We start from the raw sequence: 19,281 nt of genomic DNA on the forward strand, positions 1-19,281 counted from the left end.
GTGTCAGTTCAAGAGAAGCCCGGGCAACGCCATCACGATGGCCGGTTTCCAGACCAATACGCCGAGCGCCAGCAGTTGCAACAGCACGAATGGAACGACGCCCCGGTAAATCTGGCGCATCGTGACCAGGTCCCCCGCCGCGCCCTTGAGAAAGAACAGCGCAAAGCCAAAGGGCGGGGTCAGAAAGGATGTTTGCAGGTTCACCGCAACCAGCACCGCGAACCAGTAGATCAGGTCGGTTTTCGCGATATGGTCGCCGAGATCCATCAGGTCGACGATCGGCGCAAAAATCGGCAGCAGGATCAGGGTGATCTCGACCCAGTCAAAAAAGAACCCCATCACAAAGACCATCCCCATCATCATGAGGAGCAGCCCCCAGTCTCCAAGGTTCAGGCTGCGCGCGGTATCGACGATAAAGTCATCCCCGCCCAGCACGCGGAACAGATAGCTGAACGCGGTTGCCCCGACAAAGATGAGAAACAGCATCGCGAGGGTGCGGATCGAGCCGTCCATCGCACCGTTCAATGCCTGCATCGAGAGCTTGCCCCGCAGCGCGGCGAGCAGCAGCGCCGCCCCGACACCGACGCCCGAGGCTTCGGTCGGTGTTGCCCACCCGCCCAGGATGGAACCGAGCACGGCGATGATGATGAACAGCGGCGTCACCAGCGAAAAGGCCAGCTCGCCCAGCGTCACCCGGTCAGGCGCCGTGCCATCCGCGCCCGCCTTTGGTGCCGATGCCGGATCGAGCCAGGCCCGCAGCACGATATAGACAAGATAGATACCCGCCAGGATCAGCCCCGGCAGAAACGCCGCCACAAACAGCCGCGCCAGGTTCAGCGACATCAGGTCGCCCATGAACACCAGCATCACCGATGGCGGGATCAGGATGCCCAGGGTTCCGGCACTTGCCACGGTGCCCGATGACAGCGCCGGATCATAGCCCCGCTGCACCATCGTCGGCAAGGCCAGCACCGTCAGCATCACCACCGAGGCCCCGACGATACCGGTTGCCGCCGCCAGGATGGTTCCCATCAAAACCACCGCCAGCGCAAGACCGCCGGGCACCCGGTACAGCACCTTTTGCAAGGTCAGCAGCAAGTCCTCGGCCACTTGCGTCTTTTCCATGACGACGCCCATGAATACGAACATCGGAGCGGCGACCAGCACCGGGTTGTCGATCACGCTTCCGAATATGCGGTTGGGAATCAGCGTGATCTGGGCAAAACGCATCTCGCCCAGCATCAGGGCCAGCCCGCCGAAGATCAGCGAAATCGCCATCAGCACGATGCCCACGGGCAGGTTCGAAAAAAGCCCCAGCACCAGCGTGCCGAACATGACCGCAGGCAGCAGTTCCGTCACCATTTCCATGGTCAGCTCCCGATTGGATTGGCGCAGAGATCGGGTCGGCGCAGGGTTACGAAACAACGCAGCGCCACCGAGACGCCGCCGACAATCGTCAGCACGGCCGAGACCGGGATGACCGACTTGATGATCCAGCGATGCGACAGGCCAAGCCCGCCCACCGATGTCTCGCCCCTGGCAAAAGCCCGTTCGGCGAATTCATAGCCGAACCACGCAACCAGCCCCATGAACGGGATCAGGAACAGGACCACCCCGGCGATCTCGAGCCAGAGCTTGAAGCGCGCCGACATCAGCCCGGCAAAGATGTCGATCCTCACATGGGCGTTGCGGGTATATGCATACCCGAAACCGAGCATCGCAATGGCACCGTGCAGGTGCCATTCCAGTTCCTGAAGCTTGAACGACCCCGTGGCAAAGAACTTGCGGCCGATCACATCGTAGAGAATGACCGCGGTCAGCACCAGAAGGAGATAGCCGCTCAGCCGCGCGACCATGCGGCACAGCGCGTCGGCTGCGTCGGAGATAGCCAAGAGTTTCTGCATGATCTAACGCCTGCCAGTTGGGGCCGGTTCAAACCGCGATGCGTTTGAAATCACTCGACAAAACCAAGTTCTTTCCACTGGGTAAAGTTCTCGCGAAATGCGCTGACATGGGCCCAGACCCGCGCGAATTCCTCGCTCTGGGCCGAGCGTTCGGCCACGACCTCGTCCCAGGCCGCGCGATAGATGTCGAGCATGTCATCGGACCAGCGGTGCAGGATCACCCCGTGTTCATTGACCAGGGTCTCAAGCGCGTCCATCTGGATCGCCTCGCCCTGCGCCACGGTTTCCGCAACCAGCGCATCACAGACCGTGCGGATCAACAGCCGTTCATTGTCTTCCAGCCCGTCCCAACTGTCCTTGTTCATCATGAACATGATGAAGGAATTCTGCTGATGCCAGCCGGGGAAATAATAGTGCTTGGCGTGCTCGTACATGCCATAGGCAAGGTCGGAAGACGGCATCGACAGCTCTGCGGCGTCGATCGTTCCAAGGTTGAGGGCCGTGACCATATCCGCCGGCGGTAGCGATTGCGCGGCGACGCCAAGCTTTTGCATCACCGCCGCCCCCAGCCCGAAGACCCGCATTTTCAGCCCGTCGAGATCCTCGGGACCGGTGATTTCCTCGCGGAACCAGCCAGAGGCTTCGGGCGCAAGCACCGTGCAGAGTTCGGAATGGATGTTGTAGGGTTCGGTGATCTCGTTCCAGAGTTCACGCCCGCCGCCCTGATACCACCAGGCCGAATATTCGCGAATATCAGGGCCGAAGGGAAAGGACGTGAACAGCGACGCGGACGGCACGATCCCTTCGGCGAAACCGGTCGCATACCAGCTGGCCTCGATCGCCCCGGAGGACAGCGCATCCCAGATCTCGGTGCCGGGCACCAGTTCGCCGGGATTGCGGAAGGTCAGTTCAAGGTCGCCTCCGCTGAGCTGTGTTACGCGTTCGGCCAGCTTTACCCCCCCTTCGCCAAGCAGCACGAGGCCACCGGGATAGAGCGACTGGATCTCGATTTCCCGGGCATCGCTGGCGACGGGTGCCAGCGTCAACATCGCCGCGCCAAGCGCGAATAGTGCAGATTTCATTAGGTTACCCTCCCTATGTTCACGTTAACATGCCATTGTTCACGTGAACAGTAAAGGGGAATTTGCATTTTCATCGCAAAGGGCCGGACAAGGCAAACCCCTGTCCGGCACCAAACAAGTCATGCGGAAATGCGGCCTGGATCCGCTCAACCAGAGGTCCGCGCGCCGATCAGCAACCCGAACGCGCCGCCATCGGCCGAGCGTGGCTCAGGTCCGCGCGGCCTCGAACGCGGCCCAGCTTGCCTGGAAGGCGTCGAAATCAAACCCCTCGGCCCGTGCCGGGTCGAGCACCAGCCGTTCGGTCGACAGCAATTTCGTGATCGCCGCCTCCAGCAGGGGCACCACGTCTTCAGGAATGACCAACGCCCCGTGACGATCCGCATGGACCAGATCGCCGTCGCGGATGCCGAGCCCGAAGACCGTCACCGGGGTGCCGATTTCCCGGACATGAACGAATCCATGCGACGGGCCGATCGAGCCGGCAACCACCGGGAAACCCTCCGGCAAATCGCCAAGATCGCGCATGACACCGTTGGTCAGCGCGCCGGCAATGCCGAACCCCTTGTGGATCGTGGTGTTGATCTCGCCCCAATAGGCCCCGATGCAATGCGGGAAATCGATGTCTTCCACCACGGTCACCGCCGGGCGCGGGCCCTGTGACATGTGCCGGTAATACGCCATCCGACGCGCCTTGATCACGTCCGCGGGTTCGCTTGGTGCGGAAACCGCCGCGATCCTGGCGGTGCGCGCATAGCCCACCATCGCCCCGGCCCGGGGATCAGAGCAGAGCATCGTGCCGCGCGTGAAAGCATCGAAGCCGCGTTTGCCCTGGGCGACTTCGATCGCGTTGCAGACAGTGGGGGTATCGACCTTGCGCAAAAGGTCCAAAAGGGATTGTTTCATACGTCCTCCAGCCAGCGGCTCAGCGCCGCCGTGGTTTCCTCGGGCCGTTCCAGCGTCGGCAGGTGCCCTGCCCCCTCGATAACGGCCAGCGTGCTTGTCGGGATCAGATCATGCATCAGGTCGTGCCGCTCGGGTGGGCAGAGCCGGTCGCCACGTCCGCAGAGCACAAGCGCCGGTCCGCGAAAGGCGCGCAGCGTGTCGCGCTGGTCGATCCGGTCGCGCAGCGCTTTTGACTGGTTCACGAAAACCCCGGCCCCGAGCCCCATCGCCATGTCCATGCACAGATCGGTAATCGCCGTGTTGCTGGCCCCTTCGGGCAGGTAGTTGGGGATCATCTGATCGCGCATGATCCGGTCCAGCTCTCCCGCCTCGGCCGCGGCGATCTGGGGGGCGCGGCGGGCCTTGATCTCGTCCAGCTCGGCGAGCGGGTTGGTATCCATCAGCGCCAGCCCCGCGACACGATCCGGCGCCTGGCGCACCACCTCCATTGCCAGGATGCCGCCCATCGACAGACCGGCAATGGCAAAGCGCGGCGGCGCATTGGCCAGCACCTCGGCAGCGAGAGCCCGCATCGTGTCATGCCCGCCAACCGGGGCCGTCATCAGCGCCACCCGACCCGACAAGGCATCGATCTGCGGCCGGAACAACCGCGCGTCACACATCATGCCGGGCAACAGGATCAGGGGATATGTCATGCTTGCTCCTCGGGCAGCTTGCGGGCCATCAGGACGGAATGGCCGGTGCAGTCCGGGTCTCGCGCCAGGAATCCGGTCAGCCGCATGCCGTTCTCTTCGAGAATACCGGCATATTCCGCCGGGGACAGGCTGGCATGATATACCGTCGAATTCCCGACCTGCCCGGTTGCCTCGCCATCGCCATCGCCCACGGTGATCAGAAGACTGCCATTGGGGGCGAGGTGTCGCGCCAGCCGGGGCAGGCTGGCGCGTTGTTCATCACGGGTGAGATGAAAGAAACTGTCCCAGGCCACGATGCCGTCATACGGCCCTTCAAGGTTCAGTTCGCGCATGTCGCCAAGACGCCAATCGACCTCGGGCCAGCGCCGCCGCGCGATGTCGAGCATCGCCGGTGCGAAATCCATCCCGGTGAGCGCGAAACCCTCGGCGATCAGCCATGCGGAAATCGGCTCGCCCGCGCCACAGCCCAGGTCAAGCACCTTGCCACCGCGGGGCAGACCGTCGGAAAACCGCGCCAGCCAGCGCGCCTCGAACAGCTTGCGCGACCGGGTGCGATCATATTCCGCCGCCTCGGCATCGTAAACGTCACGGGTGCTGGGCGCGGGCTGTTGCATGGGGTCACTCATGACCGGCTCAGCCCGCCGTCCATGTTGCGCCCGCCGGATCCCCGGTGGCGGTGACGCGATAGAGGCTGGCCTCGCCAGTCATCGACGGTTCTGCCACATAGCTTTCGCCGGGCATCACCAGCGCCGTATCCCCGCCCGACAGGATCACCTCATGCCCATCGATGTTGATCCGCCAATGCCCGCGTACCGGCATCAGCACCACCGGCCTGTCGCCTTTGACAGGCTGCGTCACCGCCGACCCACGGGTCAGGAAATCGACCTCGAACCCCGGCTTGTCGCGGATCACCCCGTTTTCGCCGATCACCGTCACCGGTGCCCTGGCCCCAAGCGCCATCAGGTCCCAATAGCGCGCAACATACTTGCCGATCACCGCGTCAACGGGCACTTCGGGATAGGCGGCCATCTGCTCTTCGGTCAGCAACGGCATGGGGCCGATCCCCTCGGGCAAGGTCTCGCCCTTCTTGCTGTCATAGAGCACGCCGTTGTCACCCAGAACCAGCCCGTGATCGCTGGCATCCTGGATCACCTGCGGTGCCCAGGTGACGCCCCCGCCCGCGTCGTCTCCGCCCAGCATCGACATGATCATGCCATAGTCGGTGCCGATATTCTCAAACCCCCGGAAAATGCCGGTGGGGATGTTGAAGATGTCGCCCTCTTCGGCAACGAATTCACCGGCGGTGCCATGACGGCCCCAAAAGAACCGCCAGCGCCCCCTGGCGACAAAGAACACCTCGGCGGTGGTGTGGCTGTGCAGGGAATTGCGGCATCGCGGCGGCTGGCCGGCGGCACCGATGTTGAAACCGATCCTGTCGGTGATATGGACATGCTGATCGGGGGATTCCGATACGCCGCCGCCGATGATGGTAAAGTTTTCCTTTTGATCCGACCCCGGCGTATGGGCGTCGATAAAGGCGGTCTTGCAGGGTTTCAGTTCGCCATAGCGGACGATGCGTTGCTGGATGGTGCTCATGTGTCTTGTCCTGTTCAGATGCGGGAAATCGTGGTGACATCCCGACCGCCCGGCGGACGGTTGTTCAGGCGTCGCGCCCGCAACGAGGCGCGATGGGTGTGATACCGGCGCGCGCACTGGCTGGCATCAAGTCTGAGACCCATGCCCGGCATTCAATACGCGCCCGTCGCAAGCAGGATCTGTTTCCAGATCGCGGTCTCGTCATACAGGGTCCATTCGCGCCGCAACCGGGGCTCTCCGGCAACCAGCGCGCCAAACTCCGCGTGCGAAATGCCCAGTACGTAGATCTCGGCCCCCGTCGGCGCGCCAAACACGCCCCAACCGTCATGCTTGCCCCAGAGGCTCCAGCGGATGGCGGCGCGGGGCGGCATCGAGGGATCGTCGCGGCCGATCTGGTGGTGGATGGTAAATGTCGCGTTGGGAAATGACGCGCGCAGCCCCATCCAGAAGCGATCGACCGGGGCGTGGCCATGGCCAGTCTGGCCGCCCGGATATTCAGAGTGCACCGCGCGGTCATACTCGGCCTCGATCGCGGCCATGTCGGCATTCATGATCCGGGTCAGGATATCGGCATAGCGCTGGCCCCAGCCATTGTCATTGCCATGCCCGGCATAGGGCCCCGCAAGGTCATTCCTGGGCGTCAGGGGTTTGATACAGGTCTCGGCCCCGCCTTCGCGCGCGATCTGGTCGCGTGCAAACTCCACCGGTTCCCAGCCCATCTGGCGCACCACGGCACCATTGTCGCGGATCAGCCATTCGTCGTTGATGGCATTGTTGACCGCGTGACAATCTGCCAGGATCCGGTAGGTCAGCTTGCGGCCCGTCGCCTTGCCGAACCCGCCATCGCCCAGATGCGTCGCGGTGGACAGGATGCGATGCGAGCTCAGCATCCCCTCTTCCGGCGTACCTGACCAGATCACGTCCTCGCCCAACAGGGTGCGATCGGGAAATTCCGCCAGCGTCGCCATGGTCGCGGCGATGACGTTGCGGTTGCCGGTCGACACCGACCCCGGCATGCGCACCACGATATCGGGCGCGTAATATGCATGCAGCGTGGCAAGACCGCGATCTTCCCAGATCTCCTTGGTGATGCCGATGATATAGTCGGGGAAATCCCGGAACTTCGGGTCAAAACCCTTCATGAGTGCCATCCTTGCGGTACACGGGCAGAGCCGCGGATTATCAGCGGTCCGTCGATTTCAATGCGGCGCGGGCCGGCTGCCTTGCCTTCGATTTCATCGAGCAACAACTCCACGGTGCTGGCCACCATGCGGTTGGCGGGCTGCCTGACGGTTGTCATGTCATAGGCCGGCCACGCGGCGGTGGGCACGTCGTCATAGCCCACGACCGAAACATCGCCCGGCACTCTGAGACCAAGTTCGGAACGCAGCACATCCATCACCGCAAAGGCCATGTGATCATTGGCGACAAAGACGGCGTCGGGCGGATCCTGGGCAAACATCTCGCGCGTGGCGGCGGCGGCGGTCGCCATCTGGAAGTTGCCCACCCCACGGGCGTGCAGGGCGACGCCCGCCTCGGCCAGCCTGTCGACAAAGCCTGCCTCGCGGTCACGCTGGGTCGAGGCCCCTTCCCACCCGGCAATATAGCCGATCCTGCGATGCCCCCCGGCCAACAGGAACTCGGCCACCTTGCGGCCCCCGGCGATGTTGTCCGAGGTAACAGAGGACATCTCCGGCCCGTTCTGCGAGCGGTTGAACAACACCATCGGCACGCCCGCTGCCTGGCATAGCGCGGACAGTTCCGAGGACATTGCGACCGAAGCGGCGATGATCCCGTCCACCTGGTAGTCAAGGATTTCGGCCACCACGTTGTCGATCTGCGCCGCCGTGTTCGGCGCAAGGAACACCAGCACGTGATAACCGCGCTCCTGCAAGGCATTGGACAGTTTCTCGAGCGCTTCGGGATAGAAGTGGTTCTCAAGATAGGCGACCACCAGCCCGATGATCCGCGACCGCCCCGACACCATGGCCCGCGCCAGCGAATTGGGCCGATACCCCAGCTCTGCCGCCGCCTTGCGCACCTTGTCGACGGTCTTTTGCGACGCCGATGCACCGGGGGTAAACACCCGGCTGACCGCCGATTGCGACACGCCCGCGCGCCTTGCCACTTCCGAGGATGTCACCCTGGGGCCGGTCATTCCGCGGTCCAGCCCCCATCGATCATCAGCGCGGTTCCGGTGACCAGCGCCGAAGCATCGGACGCAAGAAACACCACGCCGCCCATGATATCCTCGACCTCGCCGATCCGGCCCAGCTTGATCTTGTCCTCGATCCACGCCCGGCGTTCGGGGCGGTCGAATGTGGGTTTCGTCAGGGGTGTGACGATAAAGGTCGGGCAGATGGTATTGATGCGAATACCCTGTTTGCCCCAATCGATCGCCATCGACTTGGTGAACCCTTCGACCGCGTGCTTGGTGGCGGAATAGACCGCGCGATCGACGCCGCCCACCTTGGCCATCTGGCTGGATATGTTGATCAGCGAGCCGGGCCTGCCCGCCTCCATCAACCCCTTGGCGACCGCCTGTGTCAGGAAATACGCCCCCTTGAGGTTCAGCGCCGCAACCGCATCGAAGTCTTCTTCGGTGGTGTCCTCTGCGGGGCCATGGCGCGCCAGGCCAGCCGAGTTGACCAGAACGTCAAAAGGACCGTTTTGGGCCACCGCCCGCCCGGTCGCCGCGATGTCGGACACATCCAGAGCCAGCGCCTCGGCGCTGAACCCCGCCGACTGCAAGTCATCGACCAGCGCCGCCAGCTTGTCGGCGGACCGGGCGGCGACGACCACATGCGCGCCCGCTTCGGCAAGGGCCACCGCACAGGCCCGGCCGATTCCCGAACTCGCCCCCGTGACAAGGGCGCGTTTTCCGTCGAGTCGAAAGGAAGGTGTCTTTGGCAGGGGCATCAATATTCTCCGGGCAATGTGATCGGGCCAAGGGTGCGGGCCTTGTTGAATTCTCGCAACCGCGCGAACACATCGACACCCAGCTGCGCATAGATGTCGAGCAGGTCGACCAGCACCCAGTTCTCGCGGATCAATCCGTCTTCCAGCCGCCAGAAGTCAAGGCTGCGCAGCGTGATTTCGCGCCCTGCCGGCGCGATACCCAGCCAGCCGCCGGCGCTGATGGTCTGTTGCATGTTCGGCCAGCCGGTGACGGCGGCATAATCGCCATCGCCAAAGAAATGGAACACCAAGTCGGCATCATGCGCCCCGCGATCCGGCATGGCGGACAGGAACGGGATCTGGTGCCAGTTGCGAAACCCCGCGATCCCGCGCGCGGTGCCGATGCCCGCCGGCCCGTACCAGTTGAACCGCGGATGCCAGAACCGCTCCATCTGCATGACTTGGGGACCACCCTGCGCGGGGTGCCGCACCAGATGGGCCAGCATGTCGACGATATGCCGGCAGGACATGTCAGCCCGCGCCGCATCCCGGGGGCCGGGCACCAACCCGTCCTGCGTTGCGGGCCCCGGCACCATCATTTCGCGCCCCAGCGACGGCACCATCGGCCAGGCGCGGGCCTGCATCATCAGCTCGGGAATGTCCCAGATCGCCTGCATCTCGACGACCCTGCCCGCCTCGATGCGATAGAATTCGTGAAATCGCATATGGGCGACATGCCCGGTCGGCGGAATATCCAGCCACGGGGCGCAAAAGGTACCGACGTAATGCCCGCCACAGCCGACCCAGTGATCGCCCTGCCCGGTTTCCCCGGCCATGACGATCCAGTCGCGGCGCTCAAGATCGGGGAAAGCCGCCAGCAGCGGGGCATAGGCGTGCTCATAGAGCGCCGCCGGGCCGGACAGGTCGCCAAGCGGATGCGCCAGGTGGACTGTGGCATCGGCAGCAAACACCTGCTCCAGCGCGCGGCGCACCGGGGCTTGGGCAAAATCCCGCATCGCGCTGCGCAGTATCGCAATCAGCTCCTTGTTGAGGCCGAGTTGGTCCATCGTCTTTCACGTCCGAAAAGGGCGCGGGGTGTGCCCCGCGCGCCGTTGCTATTCCGCCGCCTCGCGATAGGGGGCACCCTCACCATATGGCACGTTGATCCCGCCATAGCGGCGCACGCGGATGTTGCATTGCTCGGCATGGCCCACAAACCCTTCGAGCATGCACAGGCGCGAGCCGTATTCGCCGATCAGGGTCGCCGCCTCGTCGGTGGTGACTTTCTGATAGCTGTGGGTTTTCAGGAACTTGCCGACCCACAGACCACCGGTATAGCGCCCCGCCTTCTTGGTCGGCAGCGTGTGGTTGGTGCCGATCACCTTGTCACCATTGGCCACATTGGTGCGCGGCCCGAGGAACAGCGCGCCATAGCAGGTCATGTTTTCCAGGAACCAGTCGTCGCGGTCGGTCATCACCTGCACATGCTCGCTGGCAATGTCATCCGCGACGGCAAGCATCTCGTCATAGCTGTCGCACAGGATGACCTCGCCATATTCCTCCCAGCTGACCCGCGCGGTGCCCGCGGTGGGCAGCACGCCAAGGATGCGCTCGATTTCCGACAGGGTGCCCTCGGCCAGCGGGCGGCTGTTGGTGACCAGGACGGCGGGCGAATTGTACCCGTGTTCCGCCTGTCCCAGCAGATCGGTGGCGCACAGCTCGGCATCGACGGTCTCGTCCGCGATGACCATGGTTTCGGTGGGACCGGCGAACAGGTCGATACCGACACGACCGAACAGCTGGCGTTTCGCCTCGGCGACAAAGGCGTTGCCCGGCCCGACCAGCAGGTGCACCGGGTCGATGGTCTCGGTGCCGATGGCCATGGCGCCAACCGCCTGGATGCCACCGAGAACATAGATTTCATCCGCTCCGCCCAGATGCATGGCCGCGATCACCGCCGGGTTCGGTTCGCCGTTGAATGGCGGGGTACAGGCCACGATGCGCGGCACCCCCGCCACCTTGGCCGTGGCCACCGACATGTGGGCGCTGGCCACCATGGGGAATTTGCCGCCCGGAACATAACAGCCGACCGATTGCACCGGGATGTTCTTGTGGCCCAGGATCACGCCGGGCATGGTCTCGACCTCGATATCGAGCATCGAGTCCCGCTGGGCCTGGGCGAAATTCGTCACCTGCTCTTGGGCGAACCGGATATCGGCCATTTCACGCGGGCTGACCTTGGCGATGATCGCCTGGATCTCGTCGTCGCTCAGCCGATAGCTGGCGCGGTCGAAATTGTCGAACTTGACCGCCAGATCATGCACCGCGGCATCGCCACGCGCCTCGATATCCTTGAGCGTTGCAGCCACGACGGCCGCAGTCTTTGCGTCATCCTCGGCACGATCCGCTTCGGGTTTGCCGCGTTTCAGATATTCAATCGCCATTGTCTCTCTATCCTTGATTGTCAGGGCGCGGCGCGTGTTTCTCACCGCGATCAAATGTTTCCCAGCCTTCGCCGTCGAACAGGTCGACACCCAGCTGCGCCGCCACATGGGCGAAATCCACGTTCACCCAGTTGTCGACGATCTTGCCGTCAACGACCTTCCAGAAATCCATGTAGCGGATCTCGACCCGCTTGCCGGTGGGTGCGATCCCGAGGAACGTGCCGCTGTGGGTGGCCTCTTGCCGGCCAAAGGCGGCGGCCCATTCGCCCATGTAGAGCCGGGCCTCGTCGATACAGGTCTTGTCGCTGAACGCCGCCTGGAACGGGCGCTGCCAATTGTCCTGGAATTCTTGCAGGCCGGTCTTGGTGCCGCAGCCCTGGTTGCCCATCCAGCGAAAGCCCTCGGCAAAAAATTCACCGATATCGTCGATGCGATGGTCGTTCAGGCCATCCACCATGGTTTCGATCACCCGGCAGGTATCGGCGGTTTTGCTCATGTCCGTGTCACGGGTCAGCACGGCCTGTTCGGGGCGGGAACCTTTCATCATCTATCTCCTGTCAGGTTGCGTCGGGATGTTCTTGGGGGCGTTGCGCCACCCCACAAGAAAATCCCTCGGCATCCTGTTCAGAGCGGGGTGGCGCATCAGCGCGCCATGTCGGGCGGAATTGCTCATCCCTTGACCGCCCCCGCGGTCAGGCCGGAGACGATCTGGCGTTGGAAGAACAGCACCAGCACAAAGAGCGGCGCGGTGGCGGAAACCACGGCGGCGACCGCGAACATCACGTTACCCTCGGTATAGGTGGTGCCCAGAAAGGCGGCGATCTCGGGCACCATCGTGCGGTTCGACTCGTTCAGGATCATCGAGGTGACGGCAAAGTCGTTATAGGCCAGCAGAAAGCTGAACAATCCGGTGGTGATGACCCCCGGCCACATCACCGGGATGATCACGCGGCGGAACGCCTGGAACTGGGTACAGCCATCGACCTTGGCGCTTTCGTCGAGCTCTTTGGGGATCGATTCAAAGAAGGAATGCAGCATCCACAGGGTAAACGGCTGGTTGATCGCCACGAGCACGATGATCGCCGTGGGCAGGTAACCCCAGATGTTCCAGTCAAAGAACACTGGCAAATACCCGGAAACCAGCGTGATTGGCGGGATTGCCCGGAAGATCAGCGCGATGATCAGCAGCCAGAACACGTATTTGAACCCCGACCGCGACAGCGCGTAGCCGCCCAGCGTGCCGATGGTCAGCGACGTACAGACCACAAAGATGCAAACGATGCCGGTGTTGATCACGTTGCGCCAGAACGCCTCCTGCACCCAGGCGCCCTCGTATCCGGCGACGGTAAAGGCCCCGCCGTGGGTGCGCTCGGTATTGGCCCCAGTCAGGGCGTTGGTCCAGTCGGCGATGGAAAAGAAATCCAGCTCGACCTTGAAGCTGCCCCAGAGCGTCCACAGGAAGGGAAAGGCGGCCATGACCAGCCAGATCGCGACAAAGCCCCAGAGAGCGATCTTCAGCGGCAGCGGTTTGCGGGTGGCGACACTCGACATGGCTCAGCTCCGTCCTTTGAAATCACGCCAGGTGCGCAGCAGCACGGGCGACAAGAGAATGGCAACGCCGAGCACCGTCAGTACCGAAGTCGTCGCGGCGGCCGAGAGTTGCCGGGTTTCCCCGCCAAGGTCATTGAAGATGATCCAGCTGAGCGAGGTTGCATGAGCAGCGGCATTGAACCCGACAATGGGTTCGAACACCCGGAAATTGTCCATCAACTGGATCAGCGCCACGAAGGTCACCAGCGGCATCAGATGCGGGATGGTGACAAAGCGGATCTGCTGCCAGCGGGTCGCCCCGTCGATCTGCGCCGCCTCGAGAGTGTCCTTGGGGACAGTTTGCAGACCGGCGTAAAAGACCACGAAAGCAAACGGCGCGGAGGACCAGATGCCGTAGATGATCAGCGACACCCACATCAGCGGCGAAGATGCCTTGAGCGACAATTCGGGATCATCCGCGAGATACTGGATGAAATTGCCAAGCACACCCCGGCTGTCGATCATCCAGAACAGGATCAGCGAGCCGACCAGCGGCGTGACGATCATCGGCAGCAGCGAAAAGAAGATCACCAGCCCCTTGAGATGCCGGTGCAGCGCGTTGACCGAAATGGCGATGGCAAAGCCAAGCGCGATCAGCAGCGGCGTGCAGACAAAGGTGTAAGTCAGCGTAAAGGCAAGCGCCCGATAGAACGGCAGGTTGAACAACGTGCCCAGAAACGCGCCCATGCTGTCGGCGGTGCGCCATGCCGCGCCGATTTCACCCACCGCGAGATGACCCCGGTCAAGATAGACATCCAGCCCGACAAACCGCCCCATCGGCTGCGCTTCGCGCAGGGCGGTTGTTGCCTCCTGGTCGATTGTCGTTTCTTCCTTGCAGCCAAAGGGACCACAGTTTTCCACGGTTACAAGGACGGCTTCATGCGGTGCAAAGAGCGATTGCTGGATGATCGAGACCAGCGGCGCGGCGATGAAGACGAGCATCGCCAGCCCCGTAGGCAGGAAGAACCAGAAGAAAGTGCGGTGTTTCATGGCGGTGCTCGGCGATTGATGGGACACGGGAACCGGGGGACAACGCCCCCCGGCATGGGATCAGGTGCTACTTGAGCAGGCCCTTTTCCTTGGCGGCCGCGGTATAGGCGGCAGTGATGTCGGCCAGCGCCTGTTCCGCGGATTCCTTGCCTTGCATGAAATCGGCCAACTCGTTGCCCAGCGAGGTGTGGAACAGCGGCTGCTGCGGCAACGACGGATAGGGCACCGCCTTGCCTCCCGCCGCGGCGAACACGCCCTTGGCGGCATCCGTCGGCTCGTAACCCTCGATCAGCCAGACCGCTTGCTGGCGTTTCTCTTCGCTGAGCATTTCGGGCCGGATCCCGTGAACCAGCGCGATGAACGAGGCTTCGGCTTCTTCGTCCGACACGTTCCTGGCGATGGCAAAACCGTCCCACCACAGCGTCGTTGCCATGGTGTCGCCGCCGCCAACCGTCATCGGCGCGTCGATGGCAAAGCCGTCAACCACCTCTTGCGGCACCCCGTCAACAGTGGTCAGCGTCGCGGCGCGGCTGCCCCACATGTTCATCAATGCCACGTTGCCGGCGCGAAACTCGGCATTTGTCGCATTGGAATCATGGGTCAGAAAGTCGGGATTCATGTACTCGCTGAGCGCCTTCATCATCTCGAGCGTCTTGACACCTTGTTCATTCTCGATGGCCAGCTCGACCGTGCCGGGTTTGTACAGCTCGCCGCCAAAGCCGAAATACATGTTGATGAATTCCGTCGCGAGGTTCCAACCCGCCATGTAGGCCCCGCCAACCGGGTTCTCCATGATACCCTGCTCGCGGATCAGCCTGGCCGCCGCCAGCAGTTCTTCATAGGTCTTGGGCACATCGACGCCGACCTGCTCGAGAATGTCCTTGCGATAGACCAGATGCTGGGCATTCGCCATGAAGGCCACCGAAACAACCTCTCCGTTGATGGTGATCAGCTGGTTCGGCCGCAGGCTCTGGCCATGCTTGGCAACCAGATCGTCCAGCGGCCGGATCACGCCCTCGTTCAACAGCGACGTCAGAACCGAGTTGTTGTTGATGACGGCGGTGAATTCGGCGGGGTTGCCCTGAAGTCCGGGAATGTTGATCTTCTGGTGATCGGCGGTCAGGTTGGAGCTGACCTCGGCACCGGTACATTCCGCTGCACCGGCACCGACGGTCTGGATCGCCGGAAATTCATTGCCCACGATATTCACCCGCGCATTGATTTCGCAGGCCATCGCGGTGCCCGCCATCAGCGTCATGCCACCGGCAAGGGCAAGGGTCTTAAGTCGCATCATGTATACTCCCTAGTAAGGTCCGGGACGTCTGCTAAGCGCGCGCCCCATTTGCCCCGCCCGCGCGGGGATTGCAGGTATCAGTCCACCAGCCGGGCGCCGGTCTGGGCGTCGAACAGGTGGCAATGTTCGGTCGGAACCGCGATCGACACCACGTCGTCGATTTCCGCGCGATAGGTCTTGTCGGCCTTGACTGAGACCAGCGCGCCGCCGATGCGGACGGTGACCATCGTGGCGTCACCCAGCAATTCCATCGTGTAGATCGGCGCGTTGATCTGCCCGCCGCTTGTCACCACTTGGGCATCCTCGGCGCGGAAGCCCAGCGTGACCGCACCCTGATGCGCCGCAAGCCCGCGGATCTCGGTGTATTCCGCGGAAAACGCGCCATCCGCCATCGCGCCCTGCATCAGGTTCATCGCGGGAGAGCCGATAAAGCTGGCAACAAAGGCATTGGCCGGGCGGTCGTAGATTTCCGTGGGCGAACCGACCTGCTGTACCACGCCCTGCTTCATCACCACGACGCGATCGGCCAGTGTCATTGCCTCGATCTGGTCATGGGTCACGTAAACCGTCGTGACCGCCAGTTCGTGTGACAGGTTCTTGATCTGTGCGCGGGTCGAAACCCGCAGCTTGGCGTCAAGGTTGGACAGGGGTTCATCCATCAGAAAGACGTTGGGTTCACGTACGATGGCACGCGCCAGGGCAACACGCTGGCGCTGCCCGCCAGACAACTCGGCGGGTTTGCGATGCAGGAAATCGTCCAGTTCGACCATGGCGCTGGCGCGGCGCACCTTTTCGTCATGGGTCGACGCGTCGATGCCGCGCACGCGCAACGGAAAGCGGATGTTCTCATAGACATCAAGGTTCGGGTAAAGCGCATAGCTCTGGAACACCATCGCCACGTCGCGGTCCTTGGGCTCCAGATCGTTGACCCGCTTGCCATCCACAAGGATGTCCCCCTCGGTCGCATCCTCCAGCCCCGCGATCATCCGCATGGTGGTGGTCTTGCCACAGCCCGACGGCCCGAGCAGCACAAGAAACTCTTTGTCGGCAATCGTCAGATCGAACTTGTCGACCCCCACGAAACTGCCCCAACGCTTGCTGATATTGCGCAGCTGGATCTCTGCCATCCGGGCTCCCCTCCCAACGGAATCGGTTCTTTTTGCATACGATTGCAAAAAGGGTAGTCTCGGCTATAGTATTTTGGCAAGATAATTTTGCATACGAATGCAATATTTGCATAAGCCTAGGAAATGGTGCGAAAATCATGCAAGATCTTCAGTCCGCCAAGCAGTTGGTTCAGGCGTTTCACGCGAATCTGGAGGTGCCGGACGCGGATCCGGCTGACGTTCTGAGAACCCATTGTGCCGAGACCCTGACATGGCACGGGTTCCACCCGTTCAACGAGATCAAGGGCCCGGAAAATGTTGCCAGGGCGTTCTGGAAACCGCTTGGCCGCAGCCTGACCTCGTTGCAACGCAGACAGGACATCTTCTTTGCCGGGCACAGCGAGATCGGCGGTTTTGCCGAGACCTGGGTGGTGTCGATGGGTCACCTCATGGGGCTGTTTGACGCCCCTCTTGCCGGGATTCCGCCCACCGGCAAGATCGCCATGCTGCGCTATTGCGAGTTTCATCGGGTTGCGGAGGGGCGAATTGCCGAGACCGCGATGTTCTTTGATCTGCCCCATCTCATGGAGCAGGCCGGGCTGCATCCCTTTCCCGGACAGACCGCGCAGCATCTTGTGCAACCCGGACCGCGATCCCATGACGGGCTGCTTTTTGCCCCCCAACCTGCGCGCGAGGGTGAAACCACGCTGGCATTGATCAACAGCATGATTGCCAATCTTGGCCAGTGGAACAGCGGGCTGAGCCTCGAGGACGAACTGCGGTTGGACTGGGCCGAGAACATGCTCTGGTGGGGACCGACAGGGATCGGCGCGACCTATACCATTCCGCGTTATGCCCAACAGCATTCCGGCCCCTTCCGGGCCGCGTTTTCGGAGCGGTCGAAAACCAGCCATGTCGCGCGTCTGGCCGAGGGTCATTATGCCGGGTTCTTTGGCTGGCCCAACTTTTCCGCCCGGTTGACCGGACCGTTCATGGGATTGCCCGCCACCGGTGAAACAGGCGAGTTCCGGGTCATAGACATCTATCGCCGCGAGGGCGACAAGATCGCCGAGAACTGGATATTCATCGACCTGCTGCACTTCTGGAAGGGGCAAGGAGTCGATATCCTGGCACAATTGCCACAAAACGATCCTGCCTGATCGCGGTGAAACACCGGGCGCGCCGGCCCCCCGCACGCGAAACCGGCGCGCTCCAATAGCAGCCCACGCACCCCGCAACGGGTAACGCAGCCGCGTTACCGCATCGCGAATCCCCATATTCCCGGCGCGGGGATCGCGGCTGCTTTGCGCTGCCTGCGCGAAAGCTCTGACACAAGATGTCGTAATATGCCCCTATGTGGTCGCTTTTATGCATCGTATTTTTCCAAAATATTCTAAATATATTTCTGGCATATCCAAGGAGGGCGACATGCAAACCTACCAACCGAGCCTGGGTTCCGGCAGCTATCAGGACATCCCCGAGTTCGGCGCGTTCGATATCGTCGTGCTGGGCGGCGGCCCGGCGGGGATCGCCGCGGCGACGACGGCAGCCGAGGCGGGCCACAGGACAATGTTGATCGAGCGGCTGGGCTATTGCGGCGGTGCGGCGGTATCGGGCATGTCGGGAACGATCTGCGGCCTGTACCTGACCGTGGCCGATCCGCATGTTGCCCAGCCCCAACAGATCATCTTCGGCTTTGCCGAACGGTTTCGCAGCGCGCTTGACGCCGAGGGCGGCCTGACCGCGCCGCAAATCTATGGCAAGACCTGGGTCACCACCCATGACTGCGCCAAGTACAAGAAGGTTTCGACCGACCTGCTGCGCGGGGCGGGCGTTCATATCCTGTATCACACCGAGATGGTCGACGTGATCACCGAGGACGACGCGCTGACCGGGCTGGTGCTGCACACGCGGTCAGGCTTTACCCGCGTGTCCGCCAAGCGGGTGATCGACGCAAGCGGCGATGGCGACGCGGTGTTCCGCATGGGGCTGGCCACCACCAAGGGCAATAACGGCGTGATCCAGAACCCGTCGATGATGTTCAAGATCGGCAATGTCGACCGCGACGCCTACCTGGACTATTGGGGTGAAAACACCATCTCGCCACCCAAGGTCGTGGAAAAGCTCGAACAGCGCGACGAATTGCTGCGCAAGAAGGTCTGGCTGTTCCCGACGGTCAATCCCGGCGAGATCCTCGTGAACGGCACCAAGATCACCGGGTTCGACGGGCGCGACCTGGATGTCACCGACCCGCTGGACCATTCCGAGGCCGAGCAATTCTCGATCTATCAGGCGCGGGCGTTTTTCGATTTCCTCAGGCAGGAAATCCCCGGCTGTGAAGACGCCTATTTCATCGACTACGCGCAAGAGGTCGGCGTGCGCCAGACCCGCTCGATCGAGGGCGTCAAGCGGTTGATGAACGACGACGTGGTGAACACCCGCAAGACCGACGATTCCATCGCCCGGTCCAGCTGGCCGATCGAGCTGCACTATGGTGCCAAGCCGAAAACCGAATGGCTGGTTGACGACTATTATGACGTGCCCTTTGCCACGCTGGTGCCGAAACAGGGGCGCAACGTGATCGTCGCCGGGCGCTGTCTGAGTGCCGAGCACGAAGCCCTGGCGAGCTGCCGGGTGACGGCCCAGTGTTTTGAATACGGCCGGGCCGCCGCGCTCGCCGCTGACATGTCGATCCGTGAGGGGCTGGATTTCCAGGCCATCGACGGCGTCGGGATTTCCCAATTGATGAAAGCTGCCGATTGATCGGCTCACGTGGAGG

19 protein-coding genes are annotated in these 19,281 nt (G+C 62.7%); 2 read left to right on the forward strand and 17 right to left on the reverse strand.

Going from position 1 to position 19,281, the window contains the following annotated elements; all coding sequences use genetic code 11:
- Positions 1-3: 3 nt before the first annotated feature.
- From ACP15R_RS07305 to ACP15R_RS07385, 17 genes are all read right to left on the reverse strand, one after another.
- Positions 4-1,368, reverse strand: a complete 1,365-nt coding sequence (locus ACP15R_RS07305; protein WP_424985737.1) for a TRAP transporter large permease — start codon at positions 1,366-1,368, stop codon at positions 4-6.
- 2 nt (positions 1,369-1,370) lie between these two features.
- Complete coding sequence (locus ACP15R_RS07310) at positions 1,371-1,904, reverse strand: TRAP transporter small permease subunit (protein WP_424985738.1); 534 nt, start codon at positions 1,902-1,904, stop codon at positions 1,371-1,373.
- A 50-nt stretch (positions 1,905-1,954) separates the two neighbouring features.
- On the reverse strand, positions 1,955-2,986 hold the full coding sequence (locus tag ACP15R_RS07315; protein WP_424985739.1) for a TRAP transporter substrate-binding protein: 1,032 nt from the start codon (positions 2,984-2,986) through the stop codon (positions 1,955-1,957).
- Positions 2,987-3,193: 207 nt separating this feature from the next.
- On the reverse strand, positions 3,194-3,889 hold the full coding sequence (locus ACP15R_RS07320; RefSeq protein WP_424985740.1) for an RraA family protein: 696 nt from the start codon (positions 3,887-3,889) through the stop codon (positions 3,194-3,196).
- Positions 3,886-4,584, reverse strand: coding sequence for an alpha/beta fold hydrolase (locus ACP15R_RS07325; RefSeq protein WP_424985741.1), 699 nt, complete (start codon positions 4,582-4,584; stop codon positions 3,886-3,888). The genes ACP15R_RS07320 and ACP15R_RS07325 overlap by 4 nt, the downstream gene beginning before the upstream one ends.
- Positions 4,581-5,210, reverse strand: coding sequence for a class I SAM-dependent DNA methyltransferase (locus ACP15R_RS07330; protein ID WP_424985742.1), 630 nt, complete (start codon positions 5,208-5,210; stop codon positions 4,581-4,583). The genes ACP15R_RS07325 and ACP15R_RS07330 overlap by 4 nt, the downstream gene beginning before the upstream one ends.
- Before the next feature lie 7 nt (positions 5,211-5,217).
- Positions 5,218-6,180, reverse strand: coding sequence for a cupin (locus ACP15R_RS07335; protein WP_424985743.1), 963 nt, complete (start codon positions 6,178-6,180; stop codon positions 5,218-5,220).
- Between the two features lie 152 nt (positions 6,181-6,332).
- Positions 6,333-7,322 (reverse strand): ester cyclase, encoded by a 990-nt coding sequence (locus ACP15R_RS07340; RefSeq protein WP_424985744.1) that lies wholly within the window; start codon positions 7,320-7,322, stop codon positions 6,333-6,335.
- On the reverse strand, positions 7,319-8,338 hold the full coding sequence (locus ACP15R_RS07345) for a LacI family DNA-binding transcriptional regulator (RefSeq protein ID WP_424985745.1): 1,020 nt from the start codon (positions 8,336-8,338) through the stop codon (positions 7,319-7,321). Before ACP15R_RS07345 ends, ACP15R_RS07340 begins: the two co-directional genes overlap by 4 nt.
- Positions 8,335-9,099: an SDR family NAD(P)-dependent oxidoreductase gene (locus ACP15R_RS07350; RefSeq protein WP_424985746.1), complete on the reverse strand. Its 765-nt coding sequence runs from the start codon at positions 9,097-9,099 to the stop codon at positions 8,335-8,337. The genes ACP15R_RS07345 and ACP15R_RS07350 overlap by 4 nt, the downstream gene beginning before the upstream one ends.
- Positions 9,099-10,145, reverse strand: a complete 1,047-nt coding sequence (locus tag ACP15R_RS07355) for an ester cyclase (RefSeq protein WP_424985747.1) — start codon at positions 10,143-10,145, stop codon at positions 9,099-9,101. The genes ACP15R_RS07350 and ACP15R_RS07355 overlap by 1 nt, the downstream gene beginning before the upstream one ends.
- Before the next feature lie 48 nt (positions 10,146-10,193).
- A complete protein-coding gene (gene hisD / locus ACP15R_RS07360) occupies positions 10,194-11,522 on the reverse strand; it encodes a histidinol dehydrogenase (RefSeq protein ID WP_424985748.1) in 1,329 nt (442 codons plus the stop codon).
- A 7-nt stretch (positions 11,523-11,529) separates the two neighbouring features.
- Positions 11,530-12,066 (reverse strand): ester cyclase, encoded by a 537-nt coding sequence (locus ACP15R_RS07365; protein ID WP_424985749.1) that lies wholly within the window; start codon positions 12,064-12,066, stop codon positions 11,530-11,532.
- Between the two features lie 125 nt (positions 12,067-12,191).
- Positions 12,192-13,073: a carbohydrate ABC transporter permease gene (locus tag ACP15R_RS07370; RefSeq protein WP_424985750.1), complete on the reverse strand. Its 882-nt coding sequence runs from the start codon at positions 13,071-13,073 to the stop codon at positions 12,192-12,194.
- Positions 13,074-13,076: 3 nt separating this feature from the next.
- Entirely contained in the window at positions 13,077-14,102 is a 1,026-nt protein-coding gene (locus ACP15R_RS07375; RefSeq protein ID WP_424985751.1) for a carbohydrate ABC transporter permease, read from the reverse strand.
- Between the two features lie 67 nt (positions 14,103-14,169).
- On the reverse strand, positions 14,170-15,393 hold the full coding sequence (locus tag ACP15R_RS07380) for an ABC transporter substrate-binding protein (RefSeq protein WP_424985752.1): 1,224 nt from the start codon (positions 15,391-15,393) through the stop codon (positions 14,170-14,172).
- A gap of 80 nt (positions 15,394-15,473) precedes the next feature.
- Positions 15,474-16,523, reverse strand: coding sequence for an ABC transporter ATP-binding protein (locus tag ACP15R_RS07385; RefSeq protein ID WP_424985753.1), 1,050 nt, complete (start codon positions 16,521-16,523; stop codon positions 15,474-15,476).
- A gap of 137 nt (positions 16,524-16,660) precedes the next feature.
- Here ACP15R_RS07385 and ACP15R_RS07390 point away from each other — a divergent pair, with 137 nt between their 5' ends.
- Both ACP15R_RS07390 and ACP15R_RS07395 read left to right on the forward strand, forming a co-directional pair.
- Positions 16,661-17,662 (forward strand): ester cyclase, encoded by a 1,002-nt coding sequence (locus ACP15R_RS07390; RefSeq protein WP_424985754.1) that lies wholly within the window; start codon positions 16,661-16,663, stop codon positions 17,660-17,662.
- Between the two features lie 268 nt (positions 17,663-17,930).
- Positions 17,931-19,265 (forward strand): FAD-dependent oxidoreductase, encoded by a 1,335-nt coding sequence (locus tag ACP15R_RS07395; protein ID WP_424985755.1) that lies wholly within the window; start codon positions 17,931-17,933, stop codon positions 19,263-19,265.
- The last annotated feature ends 16 nt before the right edge of the window (positions 19,266-19,281 follow it).

The organism is Microbulbifer sp. S227A (assembly GCF_049800935.1).

What these genes read in the sequence shown, in the direction of transcription:
- ACP15R_RS07305 (WP_424985737.1), bottom strand. Translation starts at nt 1,368, where the DNA reads ATGGAAATGGTGACGGAACTGCTGCCTGCGGTCATGTTCGGCACGCTG.
- ACP15R_RS07310 (WP_424985738.1), bottom strand. Translation starts at nt 1,904, where the DNA reads ATGCAGAAACTCTTGGCTATCTCCGACGCAGCCGACGCGCTGTGCCGC.
- ACP15R_RS07315 (WP_424985739.1), bottom strand. Translation starts at nt 2,986, where the DNA reads ATGAAATCTGCACTATTCGCGCTTGGCGCGGCGATGTTGACGCTGGCA.
- ACP15R_RS07320 (WP_424985740.1), bottom strand. Translation starts at nt 3,889, where the DNA reads ATGAAACAATCCCTTTTGGACCTTTTGCGCAAGGTCGATACCCCCACT.
- ACP15R_RS07325 (WP_424985741.1), bottom strand. Translation starts at nt 4,584, where the DNA reads ATGACATATCCCCTGATCCTGTTGCCCGGCATGATGTGTGACGCGCGG.
- ACP15R_RS07330 (WP_424985742.1), bottom strand. Translation starts at nt 5,210, where the DNA reads ATGAGTGACCCCATGCAACAGCCCGCGCCCAGCACCCGTGACGTTTAC.
- ACP15R_RS07335 (WP_424985743.1), bottom strand. Translation starts at nt 6,180, where the DNA reads ATGAGCACCATCCAGCAACGCATCGTCCGCTATGGCGAACTGAAACCC.
- ACP15R_RS07340 (WP_424985744.1), bottom strand. Translation starts at nt 7,322, where the DNA reads ATGAAGGGTTTTGACCCGAAGTTCCGGGATTTCCCCGACTATATCATC.
- ACP15R_RS07345 (WP_424985745.1), bottom strand. Translation starts at nt 8,338, where the DNA reads ATGACCGGCCCCAGGGTGACATCCTCGGAAGTGGCAAGGCGCGCGGGC.
- ACP15R_RS07350 (WP_424985746.1), bottom strand. Translation starts at nt 9,099, where the DNA reads ATGCCCCTGCCAAAGACACCTTCCTTTCGACTCGACGGAAAACGCGCC.
- ACP15R_RS07355 (WP_424985747.1), bottom strand. Translation starts at nt 10,145, where the DNA reads ATGGACCAACTCGGCCTCAACAAGGAGCTGATTGCGATACTGCGCAGC.
- hisD (WP_424985748.1), bottom strand. Translation starts at nt 11,522, where the DNA reads ATGGCGATTGAATATCTGAAACGCGGCAAACCCGAAGCGGATCGTGCC.
- ACP15R_RS07365 (WP_424985749.1), bottom strand. Translation starts at nt 12,066, where the DNA reads ATGAAAGGTTCCCGCCCCGAACAGGCCGTGCTGACCCGTGACACGGAC.
- ACP15R_RS07370 (WP_424985750.1), bottom strand. Translation starts at nt 13,073, where the DNA reads ATGTCGAGTGTCGCCACCCGCAAACCGCTGCCGCTGAAGATCGCTCTC.
- ACP15R_RS07375 (WP_424985751.1), bottom strand. Translation starts at nt 14,102, where the DNA reads ATGAAACACCGCACTTTCTTCTGGTTCTTCCTGCCTACGGGGCTGGCG.
- ACP15R_RS07380 (WP_424985752.1), bottom strand. Translation starts at nt 15,393, where the DNA reads ATGCGACTTAAGACCCTTGCCCTTGCCGGTGGCATGACGCTGATGGCG.
- ACP15R_RS07385 (WP_424985753.1), bottom strand. Translation starts at nt 16,523, where the DNA reads ATGGCAGAGATCCAGCTGCGCAATATCAGCAAGCGTTGGGGCAGTTTC.
- ACP15R_RS07390 (WP_424985754.1), top strand. Translation starts at nt 16,661, where the DNA reads ATGCAAGATCTTCAGTCCGCCAAGCAGTTGGTTCAGGCGTTTCACGCG.
- ACP15R_RS07395 (WP_424985755.1), top strand. Translation starts at nt 17,931, where the DNA reads ATGCAAACCTACCAACCGAGCCTGGGTTCCGGCAGCTATCAGGACATC.